General features: G+C 32.6%; 25 protein-coding genes. 1 reads left to right on the plus strand and 24 read right to left on the minus strand.

Annotated elements, in window-relative coordinates:
• Positions 1–91: 91 nt before the first annotated feature.
• From MR062_RS17430 to MR062_RS17480, 11 genes are all read right to left on the minus strand, one after another.
• Positions 92–718 carry a hypothetical protein gene (locus MR062_RS17430; RefSeq protein ID WP_242206688.1) on the minus strand — a complete coding sequence of 209 codons (627 nt, stop codon included), beginning with the start codon at positions 716–718 and terminating at the stop codon, positions 92–94.
• Between the two features lie 172 nt (positions 719–890).
• A complete protein-coding gene (locus tag MR062_RS17435) occupies positions 891–1,385 on the minus strand; it encodes a hypothetical protein (protein WP_242206690.1) in 495 nt (164 codons plus the stop codon).
• Between the two features lie 148 nt (positions 1,386–1,533).
• Positions 1,534–2,331, minus strand: a complete 798-nt coding sequence (locus MR062_RS17440) for a hypothetical protein (RefSeq protein ID WP_242206692.1) — start codon at positions 2,329–2,331, stop codon at positions 1,534–1,536.
• A gap of 352 nt (positions 2,332–2,683) precedes the next feature.
• Positions 2,684–2,863 (minus strand): hypothetical protein, encoded by a 180-nt coding sequence (locus tag MR062_RS17445; protein ID WP_242206694.1) that lies wholly within the window; start codon positions 2,861–2,863, stop codon positions 2,684–2,686.
• A 188-nt stretch (positions 2,864–3,051) separates the two neighbouring features.
• Positions 3,052–3,675, minus strand: coding sequence for a hypothetical protein (locus MR062_RS17450; protein ID WP_242206696.1), 624 nt, complete (start codon positions 3,673–3,675; stop codon positions 3,052–3,054).
• A gap of 996 nt (positions 3,676–4,671) precedes the next feature.
• Positions 4,672–5,175: an eS6 family ribosomal protein gene (locus MR062_RS17455; RefSeq protein WP_242206697.1), complete on the minus strand. Its 504-nt coding sequence runs from the start codon at positions 5,173–5,175 to the stop codon at positions 4,672–4,674.
• 201 nt (positions 5,176–5,376) lie between these two features.
• Positions 5,377–6,444 (minus strand): hypothetical protein, encoded by a 1,068-nt coding sequence (locus MR062_RS17460; protein ID WP_242206699.1) that lies wholly within the window; start codon positions 6,442–6,444, stop codon positions 5,377–5,379.
• Entirely contained in the window at positions 6,437–8,107 is a 1,671-nt protein-coding gene (locus MR062_RS17465) for a restriction system-associated AAA family ATPase (protein WP_242206701.1), read from the minus strand. Before MR062_RS17465 ends, MR062_RS17460 begins: the two co-directional genes overlap by 8 nt.
• Positions 8,104–9,504: a restriction endonuclease subunit S gene (locus MR062_RS17470; RefSeq protein WP_242206703.1), complete on the minus strand. Its 1,401-nt coding sequence runs from the start codon at positions 9,502–9,504 to the stop codon at positions 8,104–8,106. Before MR062_RS17470 ends, MR062_RS17465 begins: the two co-directional genes overlap by 4 nt.
• Before the next feature lie 4 nt (positions 9,505–9,508).
• Positions 9,509–11,110, minus strand: a complete 1,602-nt coding sequence (locus MR062_RS17475) for a class I SAM-dependent DNA methyltransferase (RefSeq protein WP_262916869.1) — start codon at positions 11,108–11,110, stop codon at positions 9,509–9,511.
• 3 nt (positions 11,111–11,113) lie between these two features.
• Complete coding sequence (locus tag MR062_RS17480; protein WP_262916870.1) at positions 11,114–11,332, minus strand: helix-turn-helix domain-containing protein; 219 nt, start codon at positions 11,330–11,332, stop codon at positions 11,114–11,116.
• Positions 11,333–11,470: 138 nt separating this feature from the next.
• Between MR062_RS17480 and MR062_RS17485 the strand changes: the two genes are divergently transcribed.
• Positions 11,471–11,674 carry a hypothetical protein gene (locus MR062_RS17485; protein ID WP_242206707.1) on the plus strand — a complete coding sequence of 68 codons (204 nt, stop codon included), beginning with the start codon at positions 11,471–11,473 and terminating at the stop codon, positions 11,672–11,674.
• A 223-nt stretch (positions 11,675–11,897) separates the two neighbouring features.
• Here MR062_RS17485 and MR062_RS17490 read toward each other — a convergent pair whose 3' ends face one another.
• From MR062_RS17490 to MR062_RS17550, 13 genes are all read right to left on the minus strand, one after another.
• Complete coding sequence (locus tag MR062_RS17490) at positions 11,898–12,548, minus strand: hypothetical protein (protein ID WP_242206709.1); 651 nt, start codon at positions 12,546–12,548, stop codon at positions 11,898–11,900.
• Positions 12,545–12,961: a DUF6884 domain-containing protein gene (locus tag MR062_RS17495; protein WP_242206711.1), complete on the minus strand. Its 417-nt coding sequence runs from the start codon at positions 12,959–12,961 to the stop codon at positions 12,545–12,547. The genes MR062_RS17490 and MR062_RS17495 overlap by 4 nt, the downstream gene beginning before the upstream one ends.
• A 177-nt stretch (positions 12,962–13,138) precedes the next feature.
• Positions 13,139–13,633, minus strand: coding sequence for a hypothetical protein (locus MR062_RS17500; RefSeq protein WP_242206713.1), 495 nt, complete (start codon positions 13,631–13,633; stop codon positions 13,139–13,141).
• 141 nt (positions 13,634–13,774) lie between these two features.
• The gene (locus MR062_RS17505) at positions 13,775–13,969 is read right to left on the minus strand and encodes a hypothetical protein (protein ID WP_242206715.1); all 195 of its coding nucleotides are present in this window, start codon (positions 13,967–13,969) and stop codon (positions 13,775–13,777) included.
• 21 nt (positions 13,970–13,990) lie between these two features.
• Positions 13,991–14,452, minus strand: a complete 462-nt coding sequence (locus MR062_RS17510; RefSeq protein WP_242206717.1) for a hypothetical protein — start codon at positions 14,450–14,452, stop codon at positions 13,991–13,993.
• Positions 14,436–14,639, minus strand: a complete 204-nt coding sequence (locus tag MR062_RS17515; RefSeq protein WP_242206719.1) for a helix-turn-helix transcriptional regulator — start codon at positions 14,637–14,639, stop codon at positions 14,436–14,438. Before MR062_RS17515 ends, MR062_RS17510 begins: the two co-directional genes overlap by 17 nt.
• Positions 14,640–14,899: 260 nt before the next feature.
• Entirely contained in the window at positions 14,900–15,376 is a 477-nt protein-coding gene (locus tag MR062_RS17520) for a DUF1851 domain-containing protein (RefSeq protein ID WP_242206720.1), read from the minus strand.
• 172 nt (positions 15,377–15,548) lie between these two features.
• On the minus strand, positions 15,549–16,415 hold the full coding sequence (locus tag MR062_RS17525; protein WP_242206722.1) for a hypothetical protein: 867 nt from the start codon (positions 16,413–16,415) through the stop codon (positions 15,549–15,551).
• 155 nt (positions 16,416–16,570) lie between these two features.
• Positions 16,571–17,002, minus strand: a complete 432-nt coding sequence (locus MR062_RS17530) for a hypothetical protein (protein WP_242206724.1) — start codon at positions 17,000–17,002, stop codon at positions 16,571–16,573.
• 145 nt (positions 17,003–17,147) lie between these two features.
• Positions 17,148–17,603: a DUF2750 domain-containing protein gene (locus tag MR062_RS17535; protein ID WP_242206726.1), complete on the minus strand. Its 456-nt coding sequence runs from the start codon at positions 17,601–17,603 to the stop codon at positions 17,148–17,150.
• A gap of 163 nt (positions 17,604–17,766) precedes the next feature.
• Positions 17,767–18,279 carry a hypothetical protein gene (locus MR062_RS17540; RefSeq protein WP_242206728.1) on the minus strand — a complete coding sequence of 171 codons (513 nt, stop codon included), beginning with the start codon at positions 18,277–18,279 and terminating at the stop codon, positions 17,767–17,769.
• Positions 18,280–18,503: 224 nt separating this feature from the next.
• On the minus strand, positions 18,504–19,484 hold the full coding sequence (locus tag MR062_RS17545) for a hypothetical protein (protein ID WP_242206730.1): 981 nt from the start codon (positions 19,482–19,484) through the stop codon (positions 18,504–18,506).
• 157 nt (positions 19,485–19,641) lie between these two features.
• Positions 19,642–20,400 carry a DUF6882 domain-containing protein gene (locus MR062_RS17550; protein WP_242206731.1) on the minus strand — a complete coding sequence of 253 codons (759 nt, stop codon included), beginning with the start codon at positions 20,398–20,400 and terminating at the stop codon, positions 19,642–19,644.
• Between the last annotated feature and the right edge of the window lie 403 nt (positions 20,401–20,803).

Genomic DNA, 20,803 nt, shown 5'->3' on the forward strand with positions numbered 1-20,803 from the left:
AATAATAAAAGAAGGCATTCCTTTTTAGGAAATAAAACTATAAGAGAATTTGAATTAGATATGTATAACCAGAAACAGGCAGCTTAGTCATTCAACTTAAAGTCCATTTTTTTGTTGCAAGTCCAATTTCCAAATTGTTGTTGTCAATCCATTTTGCGGAAACTTTTTTACCTTCTCCATTGAAGTACAATATTCCAGCTCCACCTCCAGAATTCCATTCCATTATACCACTCGTATGAATATATTTTCCATTTGTAAATTCTTCATTTATCCTAAATTCTTTTGTTCCGTCAGCTGTTGAAATTCGGACAAGTTCGTTTGTTGTAAATTCAAAATTTGGTCGAACTCTTCTTTTTGTTTTTGGTTTTTCGGTCGAGATTAATTTCAAGAAATCTTGTAACTTGGTTTTTCTTTTCTTAAGTGTCTTTTCGTCAGCACCAAGCTTTTTCCATAATTCCAAGTCGGTTCCGCTATCAATAATTTCTTTTACCTCTTTTAATATTTCTGGTTCAAGAGATTTTGTTTCCCATTGAGCTAATGCAAGTCCGAATAATGAATTATTTCGGTCTTCTGAATCTGAAAAATAGTCGGCAAATTCCGTTTTTATTTCTTCTGAAACCCAAACTTGATTTCCTCCATAATTATATTTGTCGAAAAAGTTAGAGTAAATATCTAATGTGGTATCATTTCCTTTTATTTCAGTGTTCCAAACTCCCATTCAGTTACGATTTTCAAATGCCTTACAACGTTTATGTATATGAAAAGTTGCGTGCTTGTGTGCGAGGATTTTCCGAAGGAAAATCAGAAGCTAGTAAACGTGCAACTAACATTGGTTTAGCTAAAAATAGCAATTTTTTATATACGGTGTTACCACCAGTTTTTTTGTCCGATTAAAAAAATATATTGCGGAATAAATAAGGAAATAGTCCAATTACAATTCCGATTACAAAATTCAGTTTTTCCTCTCTTAAATTCCATTCCGATTGATTTATTCGAGTCAGGTATTTGGTCAGTTTATAAATTCCGAATCCAATTATTATCCTAATCGCTAATTCCGCTAACAATTCCCAATTAAAAATATATTCTGTAATTCTTAACGACAAAGCGAATACTAAATTTGCAATTATTCCAATCGCTAATATTTTTATTAAAGTCAACCATTTTTTGTTATTTAAAAAAATCAGAATACCAGAAAACATAGTTAAAATTCCAAATATAAATTCCGCTATAATGCTTGAATTCGAACGCATTACAATAAATAGAACTGTCGTAAAATTATATTTAAAGAAATCCGTTAAACTGTGATAAATTAATCCGATTCCAAATATTAGGAATATCAGTCCGAAAATCCAGTTAATATTATTCTTCTGTAGTTCTGTTTTCAAATTGGTGGTAACGTTGATGTATAAGAATAGTGCGGTTTTGTGTCCGAGGATTTTCCGCAGGAAAATCAGAGTGACCAAAAGAGCACTACCCTTTGATTAAGCAATAAATTTAGCATTATTTTTATACGGTGTTACCTGCTGGCTTTTCTCAATTCAGTTTCTTAAGCTCATTGTCTATTTGCAAATGTATTTGTTTTAATTCTGGTATATATTTGTCCGTATCTTCATTAATTCCCTTTCTGAATAATTCAAATGCTTGTATTCTAAGTTCTGAATATTTTATTAAAACTTCATTTTGTTTAATTAACTCGGAAGGTAAATCTTCAAATCTATTTGTTTTATTAATTATCTCTATATTTTCTTTCCATCTAGGAATCGTTTTTTCATCTAATTCTTTAAGTAAAGAATGTTTAGTTCCTGAATTTAAATTACTGTAAAAGACTAAAGTTTCAGTTTCGTTTTTTGAAAATTTAGCAAATTCTTTATTGTACTTTTCATATACTTCGCTGTCTGTCGAGAGATAAGTATAACCAAATATTCCAATTCCGACTATTAATAATGAAATCAGTCCTATTCCCGCCGCTTTCCATCCTGAAAAGAATGAATTTCCGTATTCTTTATGAGCTTTAAGAGGTTCACCTTGAGTCCACTCTACAATTCCCCAAATGATACCTGTATAAATAAGAGGAATTAATTGTCTTGGAATTTGGTCAATAATCTTTTCGGGTAGCATAAACATTCCACCAAATAGTATAATTGTAGTTATAATTCCAAATATTAAAGATTTTCTTCCTTCATCAGGTTTGTTTAGTGCTTTAAAATTTTCTCCAATTAAATACCCTGCTGCAAGTGGTCCACCTAAGAATGTTGCTCCACTTATTGCTTTCGAGGAATACAATTTAATGTCTTTTGTATTGTTTTCTGTTTTCAATTCTGTTTCTGTCATTTTTTCAGCTTGCAGGTAACGGTTTGTATATGGAAAGTTGCGTGTTTGTGTGCGAGGATTTTCCGAAGGAAAATCAGAAGCTAGCAAACGGGCAACTAACTTTGGTTAAGCTAAAACTAGCAATTTTTTATATACGTTGTTACCCTTTTTTGCGTCACGTTTTCCTTTAAAAGTTGTTGTTAACTTAGCATTTAACATTCAATTTGTTAATTTGAAATTCGAGCTAGATAAAATTCCGATGTAATTTCTCAAGTGTTACTTTTTCAATCCTTCAAATCGGTTTGATGCCTTTTTTGTTTTTGATTTGTAAGTAAATGTTTGTAGACAATAATTATAACTTGAAAACTTGAAGTTAAATTGAATACATTACTATAAGACCAATCATTGCTAAAGCAAAAGCAGCGTAAGTTACCTTTTTCCATTTTAAAGGGACAGTTTCACTTTTATAAATCCCATAAAGTCCAAGTGGAGGAAAAAAAATCAATAAATAACCTAATATATATCTGTTGTACCATTTTTTTTTCGTTTCCATTGTAGTAAAAGTATAATTTTAATATTTTCTAATTTATAAATTTTTTTTCAGATGGTTATTGTTTTTCAGGAGCAATTAAGGGTAACGTGTTTGTGTATGATTAGTGGCGTGTTTAAGCAACTAATTTAGCAAATACAAACCTAATAGAAAATCCGCGAGGATTTTCGTAAGTAAGCTCGAACCAGCCATTAATTATACACGGTGTTGCCATTAGTACTTTTTTCAGATGCTATTTTATTTATTCTCGGTTGTATAAACCAAATTCCGATTGGAAAGAACCAAATCATAAAAAAATCTCCAATAAAATCACTAAAAGTTACAGGTCGTTTTAATTCAGTCGTTTTGATAGTTTTCGATACGAAATATAGTAGATAGAATATACAGAACATTGAAAATAGATGCATTGGAATAACAACAAATAACATTTTTCCAACAATTCCGCCGACAGCATTACTTCCAGATGAAATTCCGTAAAATGTAGTTCCGATTATTACTAACAGGAAAAGAATATAACTCAGAGGAATAAAGAAGAATATTTTAAATTTTTTAATTTTCATATTTATGTCAGTCGGGATATATTTCTGTAATCCAATTCCAATAGACCAAAACCAGCCAAAAAATAGTCCAACATAAAGGGTCATTATAATCGGAAATATTTTCATCATATTCAGCATTCCAGTTTGGTCAGGATTTCCGTTTGAGTCAATATTCGCAAACATTGATATCATAGTAACTATTTGTAAGAAAATTGGAATTCCGAACATTAGGGTAAATAACTGCCAATGTTTAGCGTTTAAAAATTTGTTTATCATTCAGTTCGTCGGTTGTTTCAGTATTAATGGCAACGGTTCGTATAAGAATAGTGCGGTTTTGCGTCCGAGGATTTTCCGTAGGAAAATCAGAGTGACCAAAAGGGCACTAACCTTTAGATTAAGGAATAAACTTACGCATTATTTTTATACAATGTTAGCATTTCGTTGTTTTAAATTCCGCGTAATTTATTCTAAGTCCGTTTTATATTCCGATTTTGAGTCAGTAAAATTGCGTTGCGTATTTTTCCGTTCTGCATATTAATCCGTCGCAACATTTGCGTTTTACTTTGGTCAGTCAGATGTTTTTTTATTCCATAAACTTGCTAAAAATCCGATGTGTTTTTATTTAGAGTTCGACTGGAAAAGTCCGAGTAAAATTCAGTTTTAGATTTCGCTATTTAATTCCAATTTTGTTGGATTTGAGTGGGTTCCGCAATGAATGCTAACGTTTATGTATATGAAATGTTGCGTGTTTGGGAGCGAGGATTTTCCGAAGGAAAATCAGAAGCTAACAAACGAGCAACTAACTTTGGTTTAGCTAAAACTAGCAATTTTTTATATACGGTGTTGGCTTTTAGTGCTTTTTTTCTGTCGTTTTTCTCGGAATAAATTTCAAAGTCAGATTTTCGCAAGAGAGAGGTCAGTCGTTTTAATTCCGATTGAGTGATAAAATCCGATATATATTTTTAAATCCATAACAGGTTAAAAGTTCTCGAAAATATTTACCGTGTTCAGATGTTAAGTTCCGTAAGTGGCTAAAAGTCCGTGTAAAGTTTTGTTTAAAATCAGATTTCAGCGATTCGAAATTCAGCCGAAACTTTGGGCTTAGAACGGACTTTTGTCAGCATTAAAGCCAACGGTTCGTATAACCGTCAGTTACGGGTTAAATTAGTAATTATTTTCAGATTAAGCACTGACTTTAGCAATTCCGAGTGGATTCGGACGTAGTCGAATCCGCCGTAATTGCGGTTATATATTGTTGTGCGTAGGCTTTTTTCAATAGAATAATCCATAAACCTTTTTATGTTTAAATTTTAATATCATTCGAATTGTAAATAGTAATAAAAATAAAATTGTAAAGACTGGAATCAAATTAAAAATATAGCAGATAGTATCTAGAATAATTCCAATAGTTAATATGATTAATATAGTCAGAATTATCAGTTTTCCACCATTTCCTGAAAATCCGTAATATTCACTCATAAATCCGCCAATTTTACTTAAGTAGCCTTTAAACAAGTCAGAAGCAGAATGTTCATCTATTTCGGTATTTCTAAATGCTTTGAAATAATCTAATAGTTTTTTCTTCATCCGAATTTCTCCAAGTTCTTGTAATTTTTTATTTTTTTTAGGGTTTACTTCAGGATTATCAATTAAATGGAAAATGATATTTTTAATTGTTTTGGGATTGAGGTATTTTTTTTTATCGGTATTTAATTCAGAGTATAATTCGTCAAATTCTTTTTTTATTAAAATGTCCAAATTATCTTTTCTTTCCATTAATTTAAAGGTCTGACTTTTGTTTTTTTAGCTTACGCACAACGTTCTGTATAAGATGTCGTAGCCATCCCGCAGGGTGGCTATGCATTTTATACCTTGTTGTATGCCGTTTTTAATTTATTCATTTCGTTTTTAGCGTTGGCGAGAAAGCTCTTTGCAACCGCAGGAACGAGGATTGCAATGTGCTTGAACTTGCGTTGGCTAATCATTAATTTTCGAACTTCCCGCCACCTCTCCAATCGCTTTTACTAAATGCCTATTAGATTTTAAACTTTCTAAATAAGGTGCTTTTAAGAAGCCCAATTGATCATCAGAATCATCCTCTATTACGTCATCAAAGGCATTTTCTACTGAGTAATCATTAATCTTTTCTTTATACTTTCTGTAATGTTTGTCAACTTTAGTAAACCAACCAATTCTATTACTGCTAATTCTTTCAAAGTATCTTGATTTGATGTCAAATATTCTATCCCACGATTCAGTTTTATCATCTTTCAAATTAAAATCTACTTTTATTTCTGATTTAGTGATTTTTCTTTTTAAACTATCCGTTGGTTCAATCAGTTTTTTTAGAGCTTTTTTGTCCACACTAACAGTTACTTCAATACTTGGATGAGTTTTAGCAAAGGGGAAATAAACAGGCTTGCCCTCCTTCAGTACATCTACTTCTCCTTTTTCATCTGAATTGCAAGTTGTACAGATTGGAACCAGATTGTTAAAATTCGTTGAAGAAAAGGGATAATGTTTTTGTGGAAGGTAATGGTCAAATGCTGACCTCCCTTTTGAGTAGATTGTCTTTAAGTCCCCGAAACCACAGCAAGGGCAATCAACAAAACCATTTATCAAGTTCAATTCATCATAGTAGGTTTTCTTTTCTCCATATGTATCCCGAATTGCTTTCCAACCTAAAAATTTGGTGTATAATTCTTTGAAGAATGGTTTTACTACTTTAACTAAGTCTTTATTTAAAGTGCTCAGTGCTATTGGAGTAATTGTTCCATCACAGAGTTCTTCAATCTTATTGTTATGAGCAAACGCTTTTTTAAAATCCTCTTTTTCCTGACTTGCTAGTGATTTACAAACTTTGTAAATAGCCTTAACTTGCTCTTGAAACCAAGGTTGATTTTCGTATAAGGCTTTTAGCTCATCATCCAGTTTGCTTTTACATTGTTTGTTATCCGCCTTACTCCATACCTCATTAACCAAATACTCAATCAAGTGATGAGCTTTGTAAATGTCATGTGATATGGACTTATAGACTTTAAGCATCAGTATCTTCTAATTCATTTAGTCGTGCGAACAATAGTATCTTTTCCATTGAATCACCTAGGTGGTTTGTACGCAATTTATATTCCTGAACTTCTTTTGCAGATAACTTCTTTCTTTTCGCAATTTCCTTCTGGATGTCTTCTATTTCTTTTCTCGAAAGATCACCAATGGTATTGCGTTTTTTGAATATGTTTTCCATGATGATATCAACAGAAGTACCGTAAGTTCTGAAGTTCATATCCCTAGCATTTATTGGTTGTTTATCCTTTTCAAAAGCAATTACTTTATCAGGATAACAGTCTGAAATAATGAAAGGCGAATGAGATGTAATCAGGATATCTGTCATAAGATTGTTGCTTTGTGAGTGATCTAAACTCTTCTTTAGGGTTCGGATGAACTTTGATCGCCAATCAGGATTAAAATGCGTTTCAGGCTCATCTAATAACAACAAAGCACTTTTGTCTTTAAGCATCAGACAAATTCCCATAGTATGTAAAAACTGCTGTTCACCGTCTGAAAGATTTTTCATGAGTAATGGAACAACTTCTTTTGAATCAGGATATTTTTTCTTGATATAATAATCGAGAAAAAAGAACACCTTTTCCTGAGGTTCAGGATTTGGTACTTTCCCATCTGTGTAAAATCCTTTAGATTGATATACATCTGATTTAATTTCAGGTTTTACAGTTCGATAATTTAGGGTATAAAGAATTTGGAAAGCCTGAAATAGCTTAAAAGGGTTGTTTGAAAAGTTGATTTTAAAGGCTTCTTTACTAGCCGAGTTTATCCAAAAATCTAGAGTCAGTTTATCTTTCTCTTCGTAGCATGTTGTTGCACACCTTTTAAAAGCATCTATAACCTCTTTGTATTGTTCAAGAATTTCCTTGTTTCCATGGGCGTGCAGGTTGAGATTCATTCGGAAACGAATAATATCTGCAATTCCTAATTCTTTGTGCAAAGGTTCTAGTACTTCTTTTTTCTGAAATAATAAATTAGCTAAGAGAACAGCCTGACTCATTTCATAATCCACGTATAGCAAGCTGCTTTCGGGCTCTTTATACTCTGCTTTCTTTTCTAAAGCAACTCGGTATTCGTCAAAATGAAGAAGACGAGTCTTCAAAAACGGAATACTTAAAATTTCATTTTCACCCGAAGAATATCCAATTACCAAATCTGGTAAATAACGTTTAGCAGGTGCGGGTTTGGAAGCAAACTTTTCTGCAACGACTGAAACGGGTATAGGCTCCTTGTCAAAAGGAAAGGGTTGATAAGTCATTTCCGGAAGACCATCTTCCTTTTTACTTTTTACTTTCTTGCTAATACAAACCTTGATTAAATTCTCAATTTTGTATTCCTTATCCTGACAGATATAGTACTCCAGTTCAAATGAATTGGGTTTGCAGATTTCAGATTTAAAATTGTCTTGAAAGTTTTCAGGCTGATTGACATTTGCACAACTCTCGATATGATAGAAAATATTGGCAAGTACTTCTAAAACATTTGATTTGCCACTTCCATTTAGTCCTGCAAAACAAAAAGGGTGAAAATCTGACCAATCTATTTGCTCAGGGATTTGATCTTCGTATGGAGCTCTGAATTGAAGTTTGAAGCCTTCTTTAATACTTCCATACTTTGAGTTGATATGCAATTTTAGAAGCTTCATTCCACAACTTTGAGTTTTATTTCATTTTCATCCAATATCTGTTCAATACTTCCATCTTCCAGTAGCTCTCTTAACCTTTCCCAAGCAAGATCATAAGATTCAAGTTGAGAGAATCGAGGCTCCTTACAATCAATCCATTTTAAAAGGTGTTTTAAACGCTCACCTTGTTTTAAGTCTTCTTTAGTGAATGTTTGTAAAAGAGACTCAAACACTTCCTCTTCGTTTATTTGACTTTCTGGACTGAAGGCATTTTGTAAAGTAGCTTTGAAAAATATTTCGAGTATTTCAAGTGATTGATTGTTTATTCTCTGTTGACTGTGAATTTTATGAAATAAAGAACTATATCTTTCTTGAAAAGAAGATGGTGGAATATTTATTTTAACCCGCTTTAGGGTTTCTAAACTGAGGTTGTTTTGATTACCTCCTTTGCCAATACTTCTTAGATAATCATACGAATATTTTAATTGACTAAATAGATAGTGAGGCGTAACTAAATCATTGGGGAAAATTACAGCACAGGCTTGGTTACAGGAGGAGTTAATATCTAACAAACCAACATTGCCTCTAGTTTTTCCTTGTCCATACATGGCAATTAATACAGAATCTTTTGGAAAAATCTTTGCATTAGTTTTTTGAATTGCTAAGTCTGAAATTGTTTCTTCAGTATTCTTTATCACTTCACCTTTCATATCCGTGGATTTTGCCCATGGAATATTTCCAGAAAAGTAGCTCTCATTTTTTCTGCTTGGCGTAATACCAGATGTAATCTTAAATTTTTTGTGTGAAAGTGAAAGTTGTTTAAAACCTTTAGAATTTGTGACAGGGTCACCAAAAATCTCAAAGAAAGCAGAACGTATATATTCATCAAGTAATTGGATGGTTTCAACTCGCTTATCAATAAGCTCTTGGATTCTATTGAGTCGACCGACAACCTTGTATTGATCTTCAAAGTCTTTTGGGAAAACAACTCTAATTCGTTTGATGAGTTTATTATTAAGCATTGACAATACTGAAGTATTGGCCTTGTTTTCCAAAACCCTTTTATTCAATCTAATCCAGTAATAAAATAATTCAGGAAGAATGATTTCTTCATTCACTAGTATTCCTGTCAATTGCTGATTAGATGCAACGGGCTTTTTTACAATTGCTGTTTTCCCAATATCTCCTATCGTAGAAATAAGGACCGTTCCTGATTGGTATAAAAACGCCTTCTTGTCTTCCAACGCGACATCAGAAATTTTTCTTTCAGAATCTTCAGCAAGTTTCTGTCCCTTTAAGTCTGAAGGTCCAATCCAAGGAATTTCTCCCTCAAAATATTCGGGATTGGAGGTAGGTGGTGTTTTGCCAGTTTTTACTTCTAACGCTAGCTCACCGATAGTATATTCTACAAACTCCATAGCACTAGAAATTTCTTAACTCTTCGAGTCCTTGGTTAATCTCTAATTCCAATTCCGTGATCTTCTTTAGAATCTTTTCAGAGGGTTCAAACTCCTGTGGTTCATAAACAAAGTCCTTGTACAAGTTGAAATTCAATTCAAAGCCATTGTCCTTAATTTCTTCAAAAGGAATGCTAAAATGAATCAATTTTCTATCTGATTGATTTTCTTGTTGTCTATTATTCCAATGCTCTATAACATTGGGTAAAGGAGATTCTTTTAATCTCTTTCTGTTGGAGTCCAAGGTGTAACCATCTGAATCCATTCCATAGAACCATACCTTTGTGTTTTGTGGTTTGTCAGAACCGTTTTTCCATTTACGTTTTGTGAATAATAGGATAGAAGTTTTTACCCCAGTATAAGGCTGGAAAACACCACTCGGCATGGAGATTACACCATCCAAATTACAGTCAGTCATTAGGATTTCACGAACAGCTTTGTGTGCTTTTCCTGAGTTAAACAGAACTCCTTCCGGAACAATAACAGCAGCTCGTCCCCCTTCCTCTAACATGTAAACCATCCTTTCTAAGAATAGCAACTCGGACTGAACCGTCTGCTTTTTGCGTTTAGTTTCTTCTCTATCTTCATACGCAGGCGGGTAAATACGATCTAAATTTTCGCTTACTCTTGGACTATCAATTTTTCCTGTAAATGGAGGGTTTGCTATTATGTACTTAAACTGTCCTTGCAAAGCTGGATTTGCTAAAGAACTTTTGTCTTTTATATTTAAGGTAATGGATAGACGATCGGCTTCCCATTTTTCGTAAGCAGTAGATAGAGAATCTAAGTAAATAATGTGAGGTTTTGAGATGCCGTGCATCATTAAATTCATCACACCAATACGAACCATAGTTCGGTCAATATCAAAACCGTAGAAAGTCTCTTCCTCTAATTTCTTTCTTTGGTTTTTGGTTAGTTTACTTCCGTCTGTTCCTTTCATTAAACCATCATCATCTGGTTTAACAGATTTAGAATACTTGGTGATTAGGTGCTGAAAAGCTCCAACCAAAAAACCTCCTGAACCAGATGCTAAATCCAATATTTTACCATCTAAATCTGGATTAAGCAATGCCGCCATCATATGTATGATATGTCGTGGAGTACGAAATTGTCCATTTTTACCAGCTTCAGATGTGTGTTTTAAAAGATGCTCATAAACATCCCCTTGTATATCATGAAAGTGCTGATTCTTGTTTTTTATTTCATTATCGATATCCTCGTATATTGAATCGATAAATTCAATGGCATTCCTAAGCAAGTTTGGGTTATCTATGTCAAATGAAGCGTTAGACATTGCTTGAGCAAATGGTTCATCTTCCTTACTTAATTCAGTTTTAATGAACTGAAAGACATTTTTAACTCTACCAACTAATTCCTTGTCATTTTTAAGTTTACTGTAATTACTCCATTTATAATTATCATCAACCGAAGAATTGAAATTTTCCAATCGTTTCATGAATAACAAATAGGAAATCTGTTCTATTGCTGATATAGGATTTGCAAATCCAGACGACCAAAGACGATCCCATAAGTTCTGAACTTTATTTTGTATTTCTTTTGAAAGCATAGTCTATTCGTTTTCCAATTTCAGTTCTTTAAAAATCTCTTCAAACATTTCTCCAGGGGAGATGTCAATTGCCAATGCAATCAAATACAATTCATCTGCTCTGAGTTTGGTCGATTCATTCGAGCTTAGTTGAGACAAGCGTGCCTGACTGATTCCAGTTCGTCTCGAAACCATTGCTCTATTCACGGATTTTTTAGTCAAATAAAGTCCTAAAGAAGTCATAAATCTTTCGAATTTGTTGAGATAAATATAACTCTGTTAAAGAAAAATATAGAATTTCTAAAGTTTTATTTTGAATTTTGATAGATTATTAATAGATTTGTTTAGAAAGTCTAAAGAATACTTTTTAAAAAATACATTATGAGCCGAAGATATACCAAAGCCGATTTAGAAGCGATTGTTTATAAGCAGTTAGATAATTTAAACGCAATGCACGATTTATTAAGAATTATGAAAGTCCAAAATGACTTAATCCAGAATATCAATCAAACGCTTAGAGAAGAAATTGGTCAATTCAAAGAGCAACAAGTCATGTACCCGCAAAGAAGAAAGTCAAAATCGTAACTATTGGGAGCGGTGGGAAGATTAAGCTCTTTTGGTTTTTCAGTGTTGGATTGTGTGATGGCAAAAACCAAATGTGCTTAATGTGCGGTTGGCTTTTCCGCAATGGCATACAACGGCTCGTATAACCGTCAGTTACGGGTTAATATGCGTTAATTTTCGGTTTAGCACTGGCGTTAGCAATTCCGAGTGGATTCGGACGTAGTCGAATCCGCCGTAATTGCGGTTATACATTGTTGTAAGTAGTGCTTTTTACCATTTCTTTTAATTCGTTCAATTCATTTTCAGATAGTGGTTGTTTCCATAATTCATTCACTAACCATAATCCGCTGTCTATTATTTTCTGTTTTGGCGATGATAATCCTAACCAGCTTTTACTTGGTTTACAGTCAGCACAATTTGAAACTGTAGATATGATTCGAGATTCGATTCTTAATCTTTGTTCCTTTTCTAAAACCTCAAAAACCGAAAATGAAAAGTTGTTTTGAATATATTCCGTTACTCTTTTCTCAACGTTTTTAAGTTTCTCAAAGTCCACTTTTCCAGCATTCTTTTCTTTATTTGCTCTACTTGTCAAGTCTAACTGCCATTGCTCCAAAAAACTATCATTGTCCGCATTTAATAAAGCTCGACCTATGTTTTTTCTAAAAATGCTACGGTCTTTATTTTCTTTAACAAAATGCTGTTTTAATCTTGATTGTAATTGATTTTGACCTGTGTGTGTTCCAACTCTAACAATTCGCTTTAATCCATTAAAATTCTCGCCTTTCTCGAATAGGATGTAAATTCCGTTTTTTGGTATTTCTTTTGAGTCAAATGGAAACTTGTATTCTTTTAAACCATTGAAAATCTGATGGATTTCATTGCAAATATTCATTTATTATTCTGTTTTGTTAACCATTGTAATTGTTCTCCAATTTTTAATCCTTGCATTGGAATAATTATGTGTTCTAATTCAGTCAACAGATACTTTCGGTATTTGTCGCCTGCCAAAAAAGTGAACTGGTCATTTTTCAAATCCGCCACAGACTTTAGCTGATTTACAACTATTTTTGACCATTCTTTTCTTTCGCTGACATTCATTTTATTCAGCGTTTTGTCATAAGGTTCGATTTCGTCTGTCAATTTTAGAAGTCCGTGTTTTGCTGAAAGTATAAAAATTCCAGTTGGATTTAATGACTTTGCATAGGTCAAATTCTTTTTGAAAAGTGAACTTGTATAAATCTTTTCCGCTGTGGTTTTTCTGTTCAGTTTTTTACTGACACAAGAAATCAGAACTATGTTTTTCATTCAAGCACAATGTTTTTTCAGCATTACTTACAACGTTTATGTATATGAAAAGTTGCGTGTTTGTGAGCGAGGATTTTCCGAAGGAAAATCAGAAGCTAGCAAACGTGCAACTAACATTGGTTTAGCTAAAAATAGCAATTTTTTATATACGGTGTTACCACCAGTTTTTTTGTCCGATTAAAAAAATATATTGCGGAATAAATAAGGAAATAGTCCAATTACAATTCCGATTACAAAATTCAGTTTTTCCTCTCTTAAATTCCATTCCGATTGATTTATTCGAGTCAGGTATTTGGTCAGTTTATAAATTCCGAATCCAATTATTATCCTAATCGCTAATTCCGCTAACAATTCCCAATTAAAAATATAATCTGTAATTCTTAACGACAATGCGAATACTAAATTTGCAATTATTCCAATCGCTAATATTTTTATTAAAGTCAACCATTTTTTGCTATTTAAAAAAATCAGAATACCAGAAAACATAGTTAAAATTCCAAATATAAATTCCGCTATAATGCTTGAATTCGAACGCATTACAATAAATAGAACTGTCGTAAAATTATATTTAAAGAAATCCGTTAAACTGTGATAAATTAATCCGATTCCAAATATTAGGAATATCAGTCCGAAAATCCAGTTAATATTATTCTTCTGTAGTTCTGTTTTCAAATTGGTGGTAACGGTTAGTATATGAAAAGTAGGCGGTTTTGAAGCACTTAACTTTCGGTTAAGCACAAAGTTTGATACGAGCCAAAAGCTTTGAATTTAGCACTGCTTCACCTATTTTTTATATACATTGTTGTGCGTTCGTTATTTATTTTTTCGTTCATCTTCTTTACGTTTCTTGCTCATTCCAATTATGAAAAATAGCCCACCAACTGCAATAAGAACAGTTCCTAATGAGCCAACAGATTCTTTCAATGTAGTTGAAAATGTGACACCTAATGCTATAACTATTATACCGATAAAAATAAATCTTTTATATAGTTCCAGTTTGCTTCTCATAGTAACTCCTTAATATTTTTATTACTCAATTTCCTTTTCAAGTCGTTTCTTGCCCAAGTATGAAAGAAGAATCCAAAATCCCATTATTAGTCCGATGATAGATATAACAATTATTAATTTATCAAACAATTTTTCAAATGATAACCCTGGGCTTTGAAAAATGTTATATTTAGCATATGTAAATAAACTACCGAGAACTATAAATACAACATAAATTAACAAGATGCTCTTTATACTTAATCTTCTAATCTGAATTGCCCCAAAATATAATAAGGCACTAATTAGAAATAGAGAGTTTATTGTCATAATGATTGCAATATCTTCAAAATCACCTATTTCTTGTCCAAGAGCAAACTGCCTATATATTACAATTCCTTGCATTGCAATAATTGTAAGAAAATACATAACGACTATTACTTTATAAGCAACTTGCTTGTTTCTTTCGTCCATATTTAAGAAGGGTTTTTTATTTTTTGTCTTCATACCAAAATAAATCGTTTAAAGTCCTATCTAATGATTTTGCAATTTTAACACATAGATTTAGTGACGGGTTATATTTTCCTTTTTCAATCAATCCTATTGTTTGTCGGGTAGCATCAACCAAATCAGCAAGGTCTTGTTGCGACAAACCCTTTTCTACTCGTGCCAATTTGATTTTTATATTTTCCATATGACAAATGTAACACTTAAATTGCAAGATGCAATATATATATTGCATTTATTTCAAATATTTTCAAAGTAGATTCAATTTGTTTAGGATTTCACTTGATTTATTGGGTTTGTCCTAATGACGCACAACGTCTCGGCTATGAGTAGTTGCGTAGTTTAGCGGTTAACTTTGCAAGTACACACCAAACTGAAAATCCGCAAGGATTTTCAGAAGTAGACGAGAACAAGCAATTACTTATAGCCATTGTTGTAAAACGTTTTTTATTCAGTTGTTTTTATATTAACTTTTGTTCCGTCTGGTAAATCTTTAATCTGTTTATGAATTTGTCCACTTAATTCGAAATGAACTTCAATGTCCGTTAATTCAAAATTATCTGGTTCATATTCTCCTCCTAAAACTGGTAATTTTTTATATCCGTAAAGATGTTTTTCGGTTAATTCAAGTCCGCTTTCTTTTAGCTTTTCTACAAGTCCGATTAAAAACCATTCATCGACATGTTCATTGTCTTTTAGTTTGGCTTTAAATTCGTCAACATTGTCAGCAACTTTTTCAATAATTCCTTCTCCAACGTTCAGCCAATAACATACTCCGTTTTTGTCGGTAAGAAATAAATCTCCAATACTTGACATTAAAATTGGTTTTTTATCCGCTCCAATTAACCAACTCCAACTTTCGGTCAGTCGGTTTTGGTCAATATGATTGAAATCAACTTTTAAATCATTCCAAGTAATTTTCATTCAGTTTGTGGGTTTGGTCAAATGTTTTACAACGTGTTTGGCTATGGTTTCGTTGCGTGAAAATCCGCTAGGATTTTCCGCCGTAAACCGAAGATAGCAAATTTGCGAGGACTTTCCGCAAGGAAAGTCAGAAGCAATGAACTATAGCCGGTGTTGGCACACGTTTTTTTATTTAAATCATTGTCATATAATCTCCGTTTTTAACCATTCCAGTTAAATCTATTTTAAAGTCTTCTTTTACTCGTTTTGCAAACTCGAAAGGATTTACATTTTTTAATATCAAAATTTCTCTTGTCAGGCGAGGATAATATAAAGTTCCAAAATTGCCCATCGGAAAATGTATTCCGATTGCAGGATGAAAAGGGTCACTTGATATTAAATAGCTATAAGAAAAAGCACCAGTTGTTGCATCTCCAAAAGGAATTGGAACTGCTTGGTTAGCTTTAACTGTGAATGAAGTTGGTTGTCCAATGGACAATGTCATTTTCATTAAATATTCAAGTCCATTTTTAGTTGTATGTACCGTAATATGAAATCCGCCAATACTTTCTATTTCCCCACTTGAAATAACATTTTCAAATGCTTTTGAGTGAACATCCAATATGTGTTTTGGTTCAGTGCTTTTTAAATTTGAAACAAAATTTCTTTGAAAGGCGTTGAATCCAAGGCTATCTCCAATCCAATGATTTTGATTTGACGGATTGATTTCTCCATTTGATATTTTATAAAGTAAGGGCTGGTTTTCTAAAGAACCAATCAAAAAGTCTGTATCGTAATTAGATTGTTTATTAATTTCAAGGAGCAACTTTTTAATTTTGTCAATAGTCAATTCCTTTTGTTTATAAATTTGTTCTATTGCTTCTTGAGCTGTGTCGACTCCTCCTGCATATGAAACGCAAAGCCATGGGTGTAGAATAATTGTTTTTAATAACCCAGAAAAAATACTATTTCGATTAGAGGCTATTTTCGGATTAGTAATTTTTGAATCACTATCTATTCTTAAAATACCTTGAGTTATTCGTCCAATTACTAATGTCATTTCTTAAATGTGTGCCAACGTGTTTGGCTATGGTTTCGTTGCGTGAAAATCCGCGAGGATTTTCCGCCAAAAACCGAAGATAGCAAATTTGCGAGGACTTTCCGCGAGGAAAGTCAGAAGCAATGAACTATAGCCGGTGTTGTGCATAGTATTTTTTATTCGCTTTTCGGAACATAGTAAAATCTAAAGTTTTCAAATGGCGTTCCCTCAACAGCTTTTCCAGCAGGAATTAGTGTTATGCTTTCAGTTTTTATATCTGCTATTTTTCCATTTAATTCTCCGTTGTCACGTTTTGTATATACAATTTTTTCTTCGCTATTATATTCCCACGTTCCAGTCATAAAAGTTTCATCCTCGTTGTAAAGAAGATATTTTCCATTTAGTTTGAATTCGTAGTCATTATTTGGTGATTTTGGAAGTCCGCTTATTTTTTCTCCGTTCACCATTCCGTAATCTAATTTCCAGCGTTGGAAAAATTCTTTCGGTAATTCTGAATTTGAGTCAGATTCAGAGTTTTTCTGCGCTCCGCAAGAATATGCAAAGGTCAGAATTCCAATTAATAATATTATTCGCAATGTTTTTTTCATATTATGCACAACGTCTCGGCTATGAGTAGTTGCGTGGGTTAGCACTTAACTTTGCAAGTACACACCAAACTGAAAATCCGCAAGGATTTTCAGAAGTAGGCAAGGACAAGCAATTACTTATAGCCAATGTTACCTGCTGGCTTTTTTATTCTGTTATTTCTTTTATATGTTTTTCCAAGTCGTCAATTTCATTAAATTTTTTAAAGGTCAAATCCTTTCCGTTTGATTTCAATTCAGCTGTCAATTCCAAAATTAAATCCAGTGGTTCAACTTCATGCCCGAACAAATTTTGGTCAAACTGTGTTCCGATTACTAGTCCATCATTAGCCATTCCAATACACCAGTTTTCCATGAATTCAGCTAATGGAATTTCGGTCACTATATATTCTTTCCATTCGTCTTGTGCACAAGATTGCGCTAGTACTTTTTCCGCCCAAAAGCATATCATTCTGATTGGATTTCCATCGTCATCCTCAAATTGAGTTGACCTTGATGTTGCAAATCCATTTTTACTTTTCAAACCGTAAATAATTCCGCTATTGGAAACTGTTTTTACAAATTTCAGATGTCGGTTTTTTAGCGTTATTGTGTCTTGAAACATGGTTTTTTCAGCTTGCAGGTAACGTGTTTGTATATGGTTTGTTGCGTGTTTTAAGCACCTAATTTAGCAAATACAAACCGAATAGAAAATCCGCGAGGATTTTCGTAAGTAGGCTAGAACTAGCAATAAATTATATACGGTGTTGGCGTGTCGTGTTTTATTTCTAATAATGTGCCCAAATCAATTTTATTTTTTTATCAATAATAGATTCGATGTTTTTTATTAATCCGATTTGTTCAATATTTTCAATTCCAGGATTTATAATCTCAATTTGGTATTTCGAAAAACCACAGGGCATATTATATTCCAACTCATTTAGAGATGTTTCTTTTTGGCAGCACAAGGTTTGAAAAGTCAAATTGCTAAATGAATTTTGATAAGCTCTGTCCATATCGTTTTGCCAGTCCTCAATTTCAATGTTCTTTCCACAAAGATTGCATTTAACAGAATCAAAATTTCCTCCAGAGTCAATAAATTCAACATTTTTAGATAATGTCGATTTTATTTCATTGTTTGGGTATTCTTTTGCTAAATGATTGATTATTATTTTCTGTTGCTCTTTTGTTGGTTCAAAATTTGGGTCAGACGGAATTATTTTCAAATAATCGCCAGAGAATATTGAAGATTTTGGTTTGTAAATTATTTCAAAATATTCGTCAGTTTGATTTTCGGTCATATTTTTTGAATTGTAATTTTTTCCGCATCCACAGATTATAATAATAGTTATAAATATGATTAATGTTCTGCACATTTTACATGCACGCCAACGGTTTTGTATAAGATTAGTTGCGTGGTTAAGCAACGAATTTAGCAAGTACAAACCGAATAGAAAATCAGCGAGGATTTTCGTAAGCAGGCTCGTAACAAGCAATTAATTTTATACGTTGTTGTAGCACGTTTTTATTTTTCGTTCAGTTGATATTTATACTCAAATATTTCTTTTTCAGTTCCGTCAATTTTAATTACTTTTTCTAAAAATCCGACGTTATTGTAAATGAATTGGTACGATTTTATTTTGCCTTTTAAAATGTAATTTTCTGACTTATTTCTTAAAATCGTATCATTCTTATATTCGTAAGTTTCATTTTTCCAATGTCCATTTTTCGTTGAATAAAAGTCAGATGAGATTAATTGGTTTGCAGAGTTGTAACTGTGTTCGGATACTTTAAAATCGCCAGAATAATTAGTGATTGTGTTCCCATTATTGTCAATCACATCATTGTCCAATATTTTTATTGTTTCGATAATTTTTTCTCCGTTTTCCGGGTAAAATACTTCGTCCTCGTATTTTTCTCCATCTTTTGAATAATAGATGAATTCTCGGTTTAATCTGTCTTTGGAAAATTCCTGTTTTTGTTTTAATTCTCCATTTACATTAAATATTTCTATTTCTTTAGAAACAATTTCTTTGTCGGTTCCGTAATCGATGGAAATCTTTTGGTTTTTGTCCTTTATAAAAACGTCTTTGTTTTTAAGTATTCTTCCAGGATTTTCATAAGTCAGTTTGGTGTCTTCCAAGTATTCATATTCATAGCCATATTTAAAATCTCCATTTGGCGAATAATGTGATGTTTTGATAACTCGCCCTTTTTCATCGTATTCATAATCGCTTTTGTTGATAATTGTGTTATCATTCTCAATTATGGTGATAACGTTTCCGTTTTTGTCAAAGTTGATGTCGGATGAAATTTGTCCATCTCTAAAGCAAAGAAGTTGTTTTAGGTTGTTCTCTAATGCAAACTCTGTAAATGCGTCATTGCTATTCCTTTTGTTTTGAGGAACGTTTAAAGTCGCTACAAATAATTTTCTTGGTTCGTGTTGAATCGTTTGTCCAAAGGAAAAATTAAAGGCAAAAAATATGACGATTAATAGTCTGTTCATTGATTGGTCAAAATGTGCTACAACGGTCTCGGCTATGAGTAGTTGCGTGGGTTAGCACTTAACTTTTCAAGTACACACCAAACTGAAAATCCTAGCGGATTTTCAGAATTAGGCGAGAACAAGCAATTACTTATAGCCATTGTTGTGGTTAGTGTTTTTATTCGTTTAAATTAAATTCCTTTATCTCAAAATAGCAGTTTTCGCAGACCAATTTAATGTTTGCAAATTCCATTGATTCGTCATTCCAACCGTCTGTTTTAAGTCGTTCTTTTTCGCATTCAGAGCACCAAGCTTGAAAATCGTCTTCCTCGTCTAATTCCATTCCACGATATGTCTCAAATGCTTCTTCAAATCCTGTTTTGGTTTGATTATTCAAATGTTGACATATAAATGCTTTTCTTAATTTTCCGTGAATTCCGCATTCAATTAATTCGCTTTCTATTTTCTCAACTTCTTCTTTTGAGATTTGGTCTGTGAGTAAAAAGTATTTCTCTAATTGGTCAGAAATTACTCGATAAGTTCCAATTCCGCCAATTATGTCGAAAGCAATAGAAGTCAATTCCCAACCTGTGTATTTATCTCCGTCAAAATGTGCGCTGGTCAGGTTTTCATATTTTTTCTTTTCTCCAAATTCCTTAACTTTTAAAGTCTTGAATTTTCTCGGTTCAACAGAATGTTCGTTTGCCCAAGCCCACATCCAAGTATTTGTCTTTTGAGAAAAAGTTCCAACAGGTATGTATTTGAAATAAATTTCTTTGTCGTCTGAATAGAGTCTTAATGTTTCGCTGGATTGATTATAGAACCAATTTTCATAATTGTCAAGGTTATATTCGGCTCTGAATTCGTTTTGAAATTCAGTTAGCTTTTGACAAATTTTGTCCGCATATTTTTCGTATTTCAATGTTCCAAATATCAATTCAGTTCGTTTTTTTTACATTAACCACAACGTTTATGTATATGAAATGTTGCGTGTTTGTGTACGAGGATTTTCCGAAGGATAATCAGAAGCTAGCAAACGAGCAACTAACTTTGGTTTAGCTACAACTAGCAATTTTTTATATACTTTGTTGGCAATAGTTATTTTATTTTTTTTCCGTTTCGATATTCTTTTTTTGTTTCAATTCCTTTTTCATTCAGGCAATATTCCATTCCGTTTTTCTTTCCGTTTATAAATTCACAACGATAAGTCAATTGTTGGACTTCCTATATTAGACTGGACATAAAGATGAGAGAATATGCTTGCTAGTTATTAACTTAGCAATTATGAGAAGTAAACCCAAACATTACACTTTAGAATTTAAACAAAAGGCAGTGGAGTT

Source organism: Aestuariivivens insulae, assembly GCF_022662195.1.
GTDB classification, from domain to species: Bacteria; Bacteroidota; Bacteroidia; order Flavobacteriales; family Flavobacteriaceae; genus Aestuariivivens; species Aestuariivivens insulae.

Bases quoted from the DNA above. Each gene is read 5' to 3' on its own strand.
- MR062_RS17460 (WP_242206699.1), bottom strand. From the start codon at position 6,444: ATGCTTAAAGTCTATAAGTCCATATCACATGACATTTACAAAGCTCAT.
- MR062_RS17480 (WP_262916870.1), bottom strand. From the start codon at position 11,332: ATGACTTCTTTAGGACTTTATTTGACTAAAAAATCCGTGAATAGAGCA.
- MR062_RS17535 (WP_242206726.1), bottom strand. From the start codon at position 17,603: ATGTTTCAAGACACAATAACGCTAAAAAACCGACATCTGAAATTTGTA.
- MR062_RS17485 (WP_242206707.1), top strand. From the start codon at position 11,471: ATGAGCCGAAGATATACCAAAGCCGATTTAGAAGCGATTGTTTATAAG.
- MR062_RS17430 (WP_242206688.1), bottom strand. From the start codon at position 718: ATGGGAGTTTGGAACACTGAAATAAAAGGAAATGATACCACATTAGAT.
- MR062_RS17440 (WP_242206692.1), bottom strand. From the start codon at position 2,331: ATGACAGAAACAGAATTGAAAACAGAAAACAATACAAAAGACATTAAA.
- MR062_RS17525 (WP_242206722.1), bottom strand. From the start codon at position 16,415: ATGACATTAGTAATTGGACGAATAACTCAAGGTATTTTAAGAATAGAT.
- MR062_RS17450 (WP_242206696.1), bottom strand. From the start codon at position 3,675: ATGATAAACAAATTTTTAAACGCTAAACATTGGCAGTTATTTACCCTA.
- MR062_RS17495 (WP_242206711.1), bottom strand. From the start codon at position 12,961: ATGAAAAACATAGTTCTGATTTCTTGTGTCAGTAAAAAACTGAACAGA.
- MR062_RS17455 (WP_242206697.1), bottom strand. From the start codon at position 5,175: ATGGAAAGAAAAGATAATTTGGACATTTTAATAAAAAAAGAATTTGAC.
- MR062_RS17540 (WP_242206728.1), bottom strand. From the start codon at position 18,279: ATGACCGAAAATCAAACTGACGAATATTTTGAAATAATTTACAAACCA.
- MR062_RS17510 (WP_242206717.1), bottom strand. From the start codon at position 14,452: ATGAAGACAAAAAATAAAAAACCCTTCTTAAATATGGACGAAAGAAAC.
- MR062_RS17515 (WP_242206719.1), bottom strand. From the start codon at position 14,639: ATGGAAAATATAAAAATCAAATTGGCACGAGTAGAAAAGGGTTTGTCG.
- MR062_RS17445 (WP_242206694.1), bottom strand. From the start codon at position 2,863: ATGGAAACGAAAAAAAAATGGTACAACAGATATATATTAGGTTATTTA.
- MR062_RS17545 (WP_242206730.1), bottom strand. From the start codon at position 19,484: ATGAACAGACTATTAATCGTCATATTTTTTGCCTTTAATTTTTCCTTT.
- MR062_RS17470 (WP_242206703.1), bottom strand. From the start codon at position 9,504: ATGGAGTTTGTAGAATATACTATCGGTGAGCTAGCGTTAGAAGTAAAA.
- MR062_RS17520 (WP_242206720.1), bottom strand. From the start codon at position 15,376: ATGAAAATTACTTGGAATGATTTAAAAGTTGATTTCAATCATATTGAC.
- MR062_RS17530 (WP_242206724.1), bottom strand. From the start codon at position 17,002: ATGAAAAAAACATTGCGAATAATATTATTAATTGGAATTCTGACCTTT.
- MR062_RS17465 (WP_242206701.1), bottom strand. From the start codon at position 8,107: ATGAAGCTTCTAAAATTGCATATCAACTCAAAGTATGGAAGTATTAAA.
- MR062_RS17490 (WP_242206709.1), bottom strand. From the start codon at position 12,548: ATGAATATTTGCAATGAAATCCATCAGATTTTCAATGGTTTAAAAGAA.
- MR062_RS17475 (WP_262916869.1), bottom strand. From the start codon at position 11,110: ATGCTTTCAAAAGAAATACAAAATAAAGTTCAGAACTTATGGGATCGT.
- MR062_RS17505 (WP_242206715.1), bottom strand. From the start codon at position 13,969: ATGAGAAGCAAACTGGAACTATATAAAAGATTTATTTTTATCGGTATA.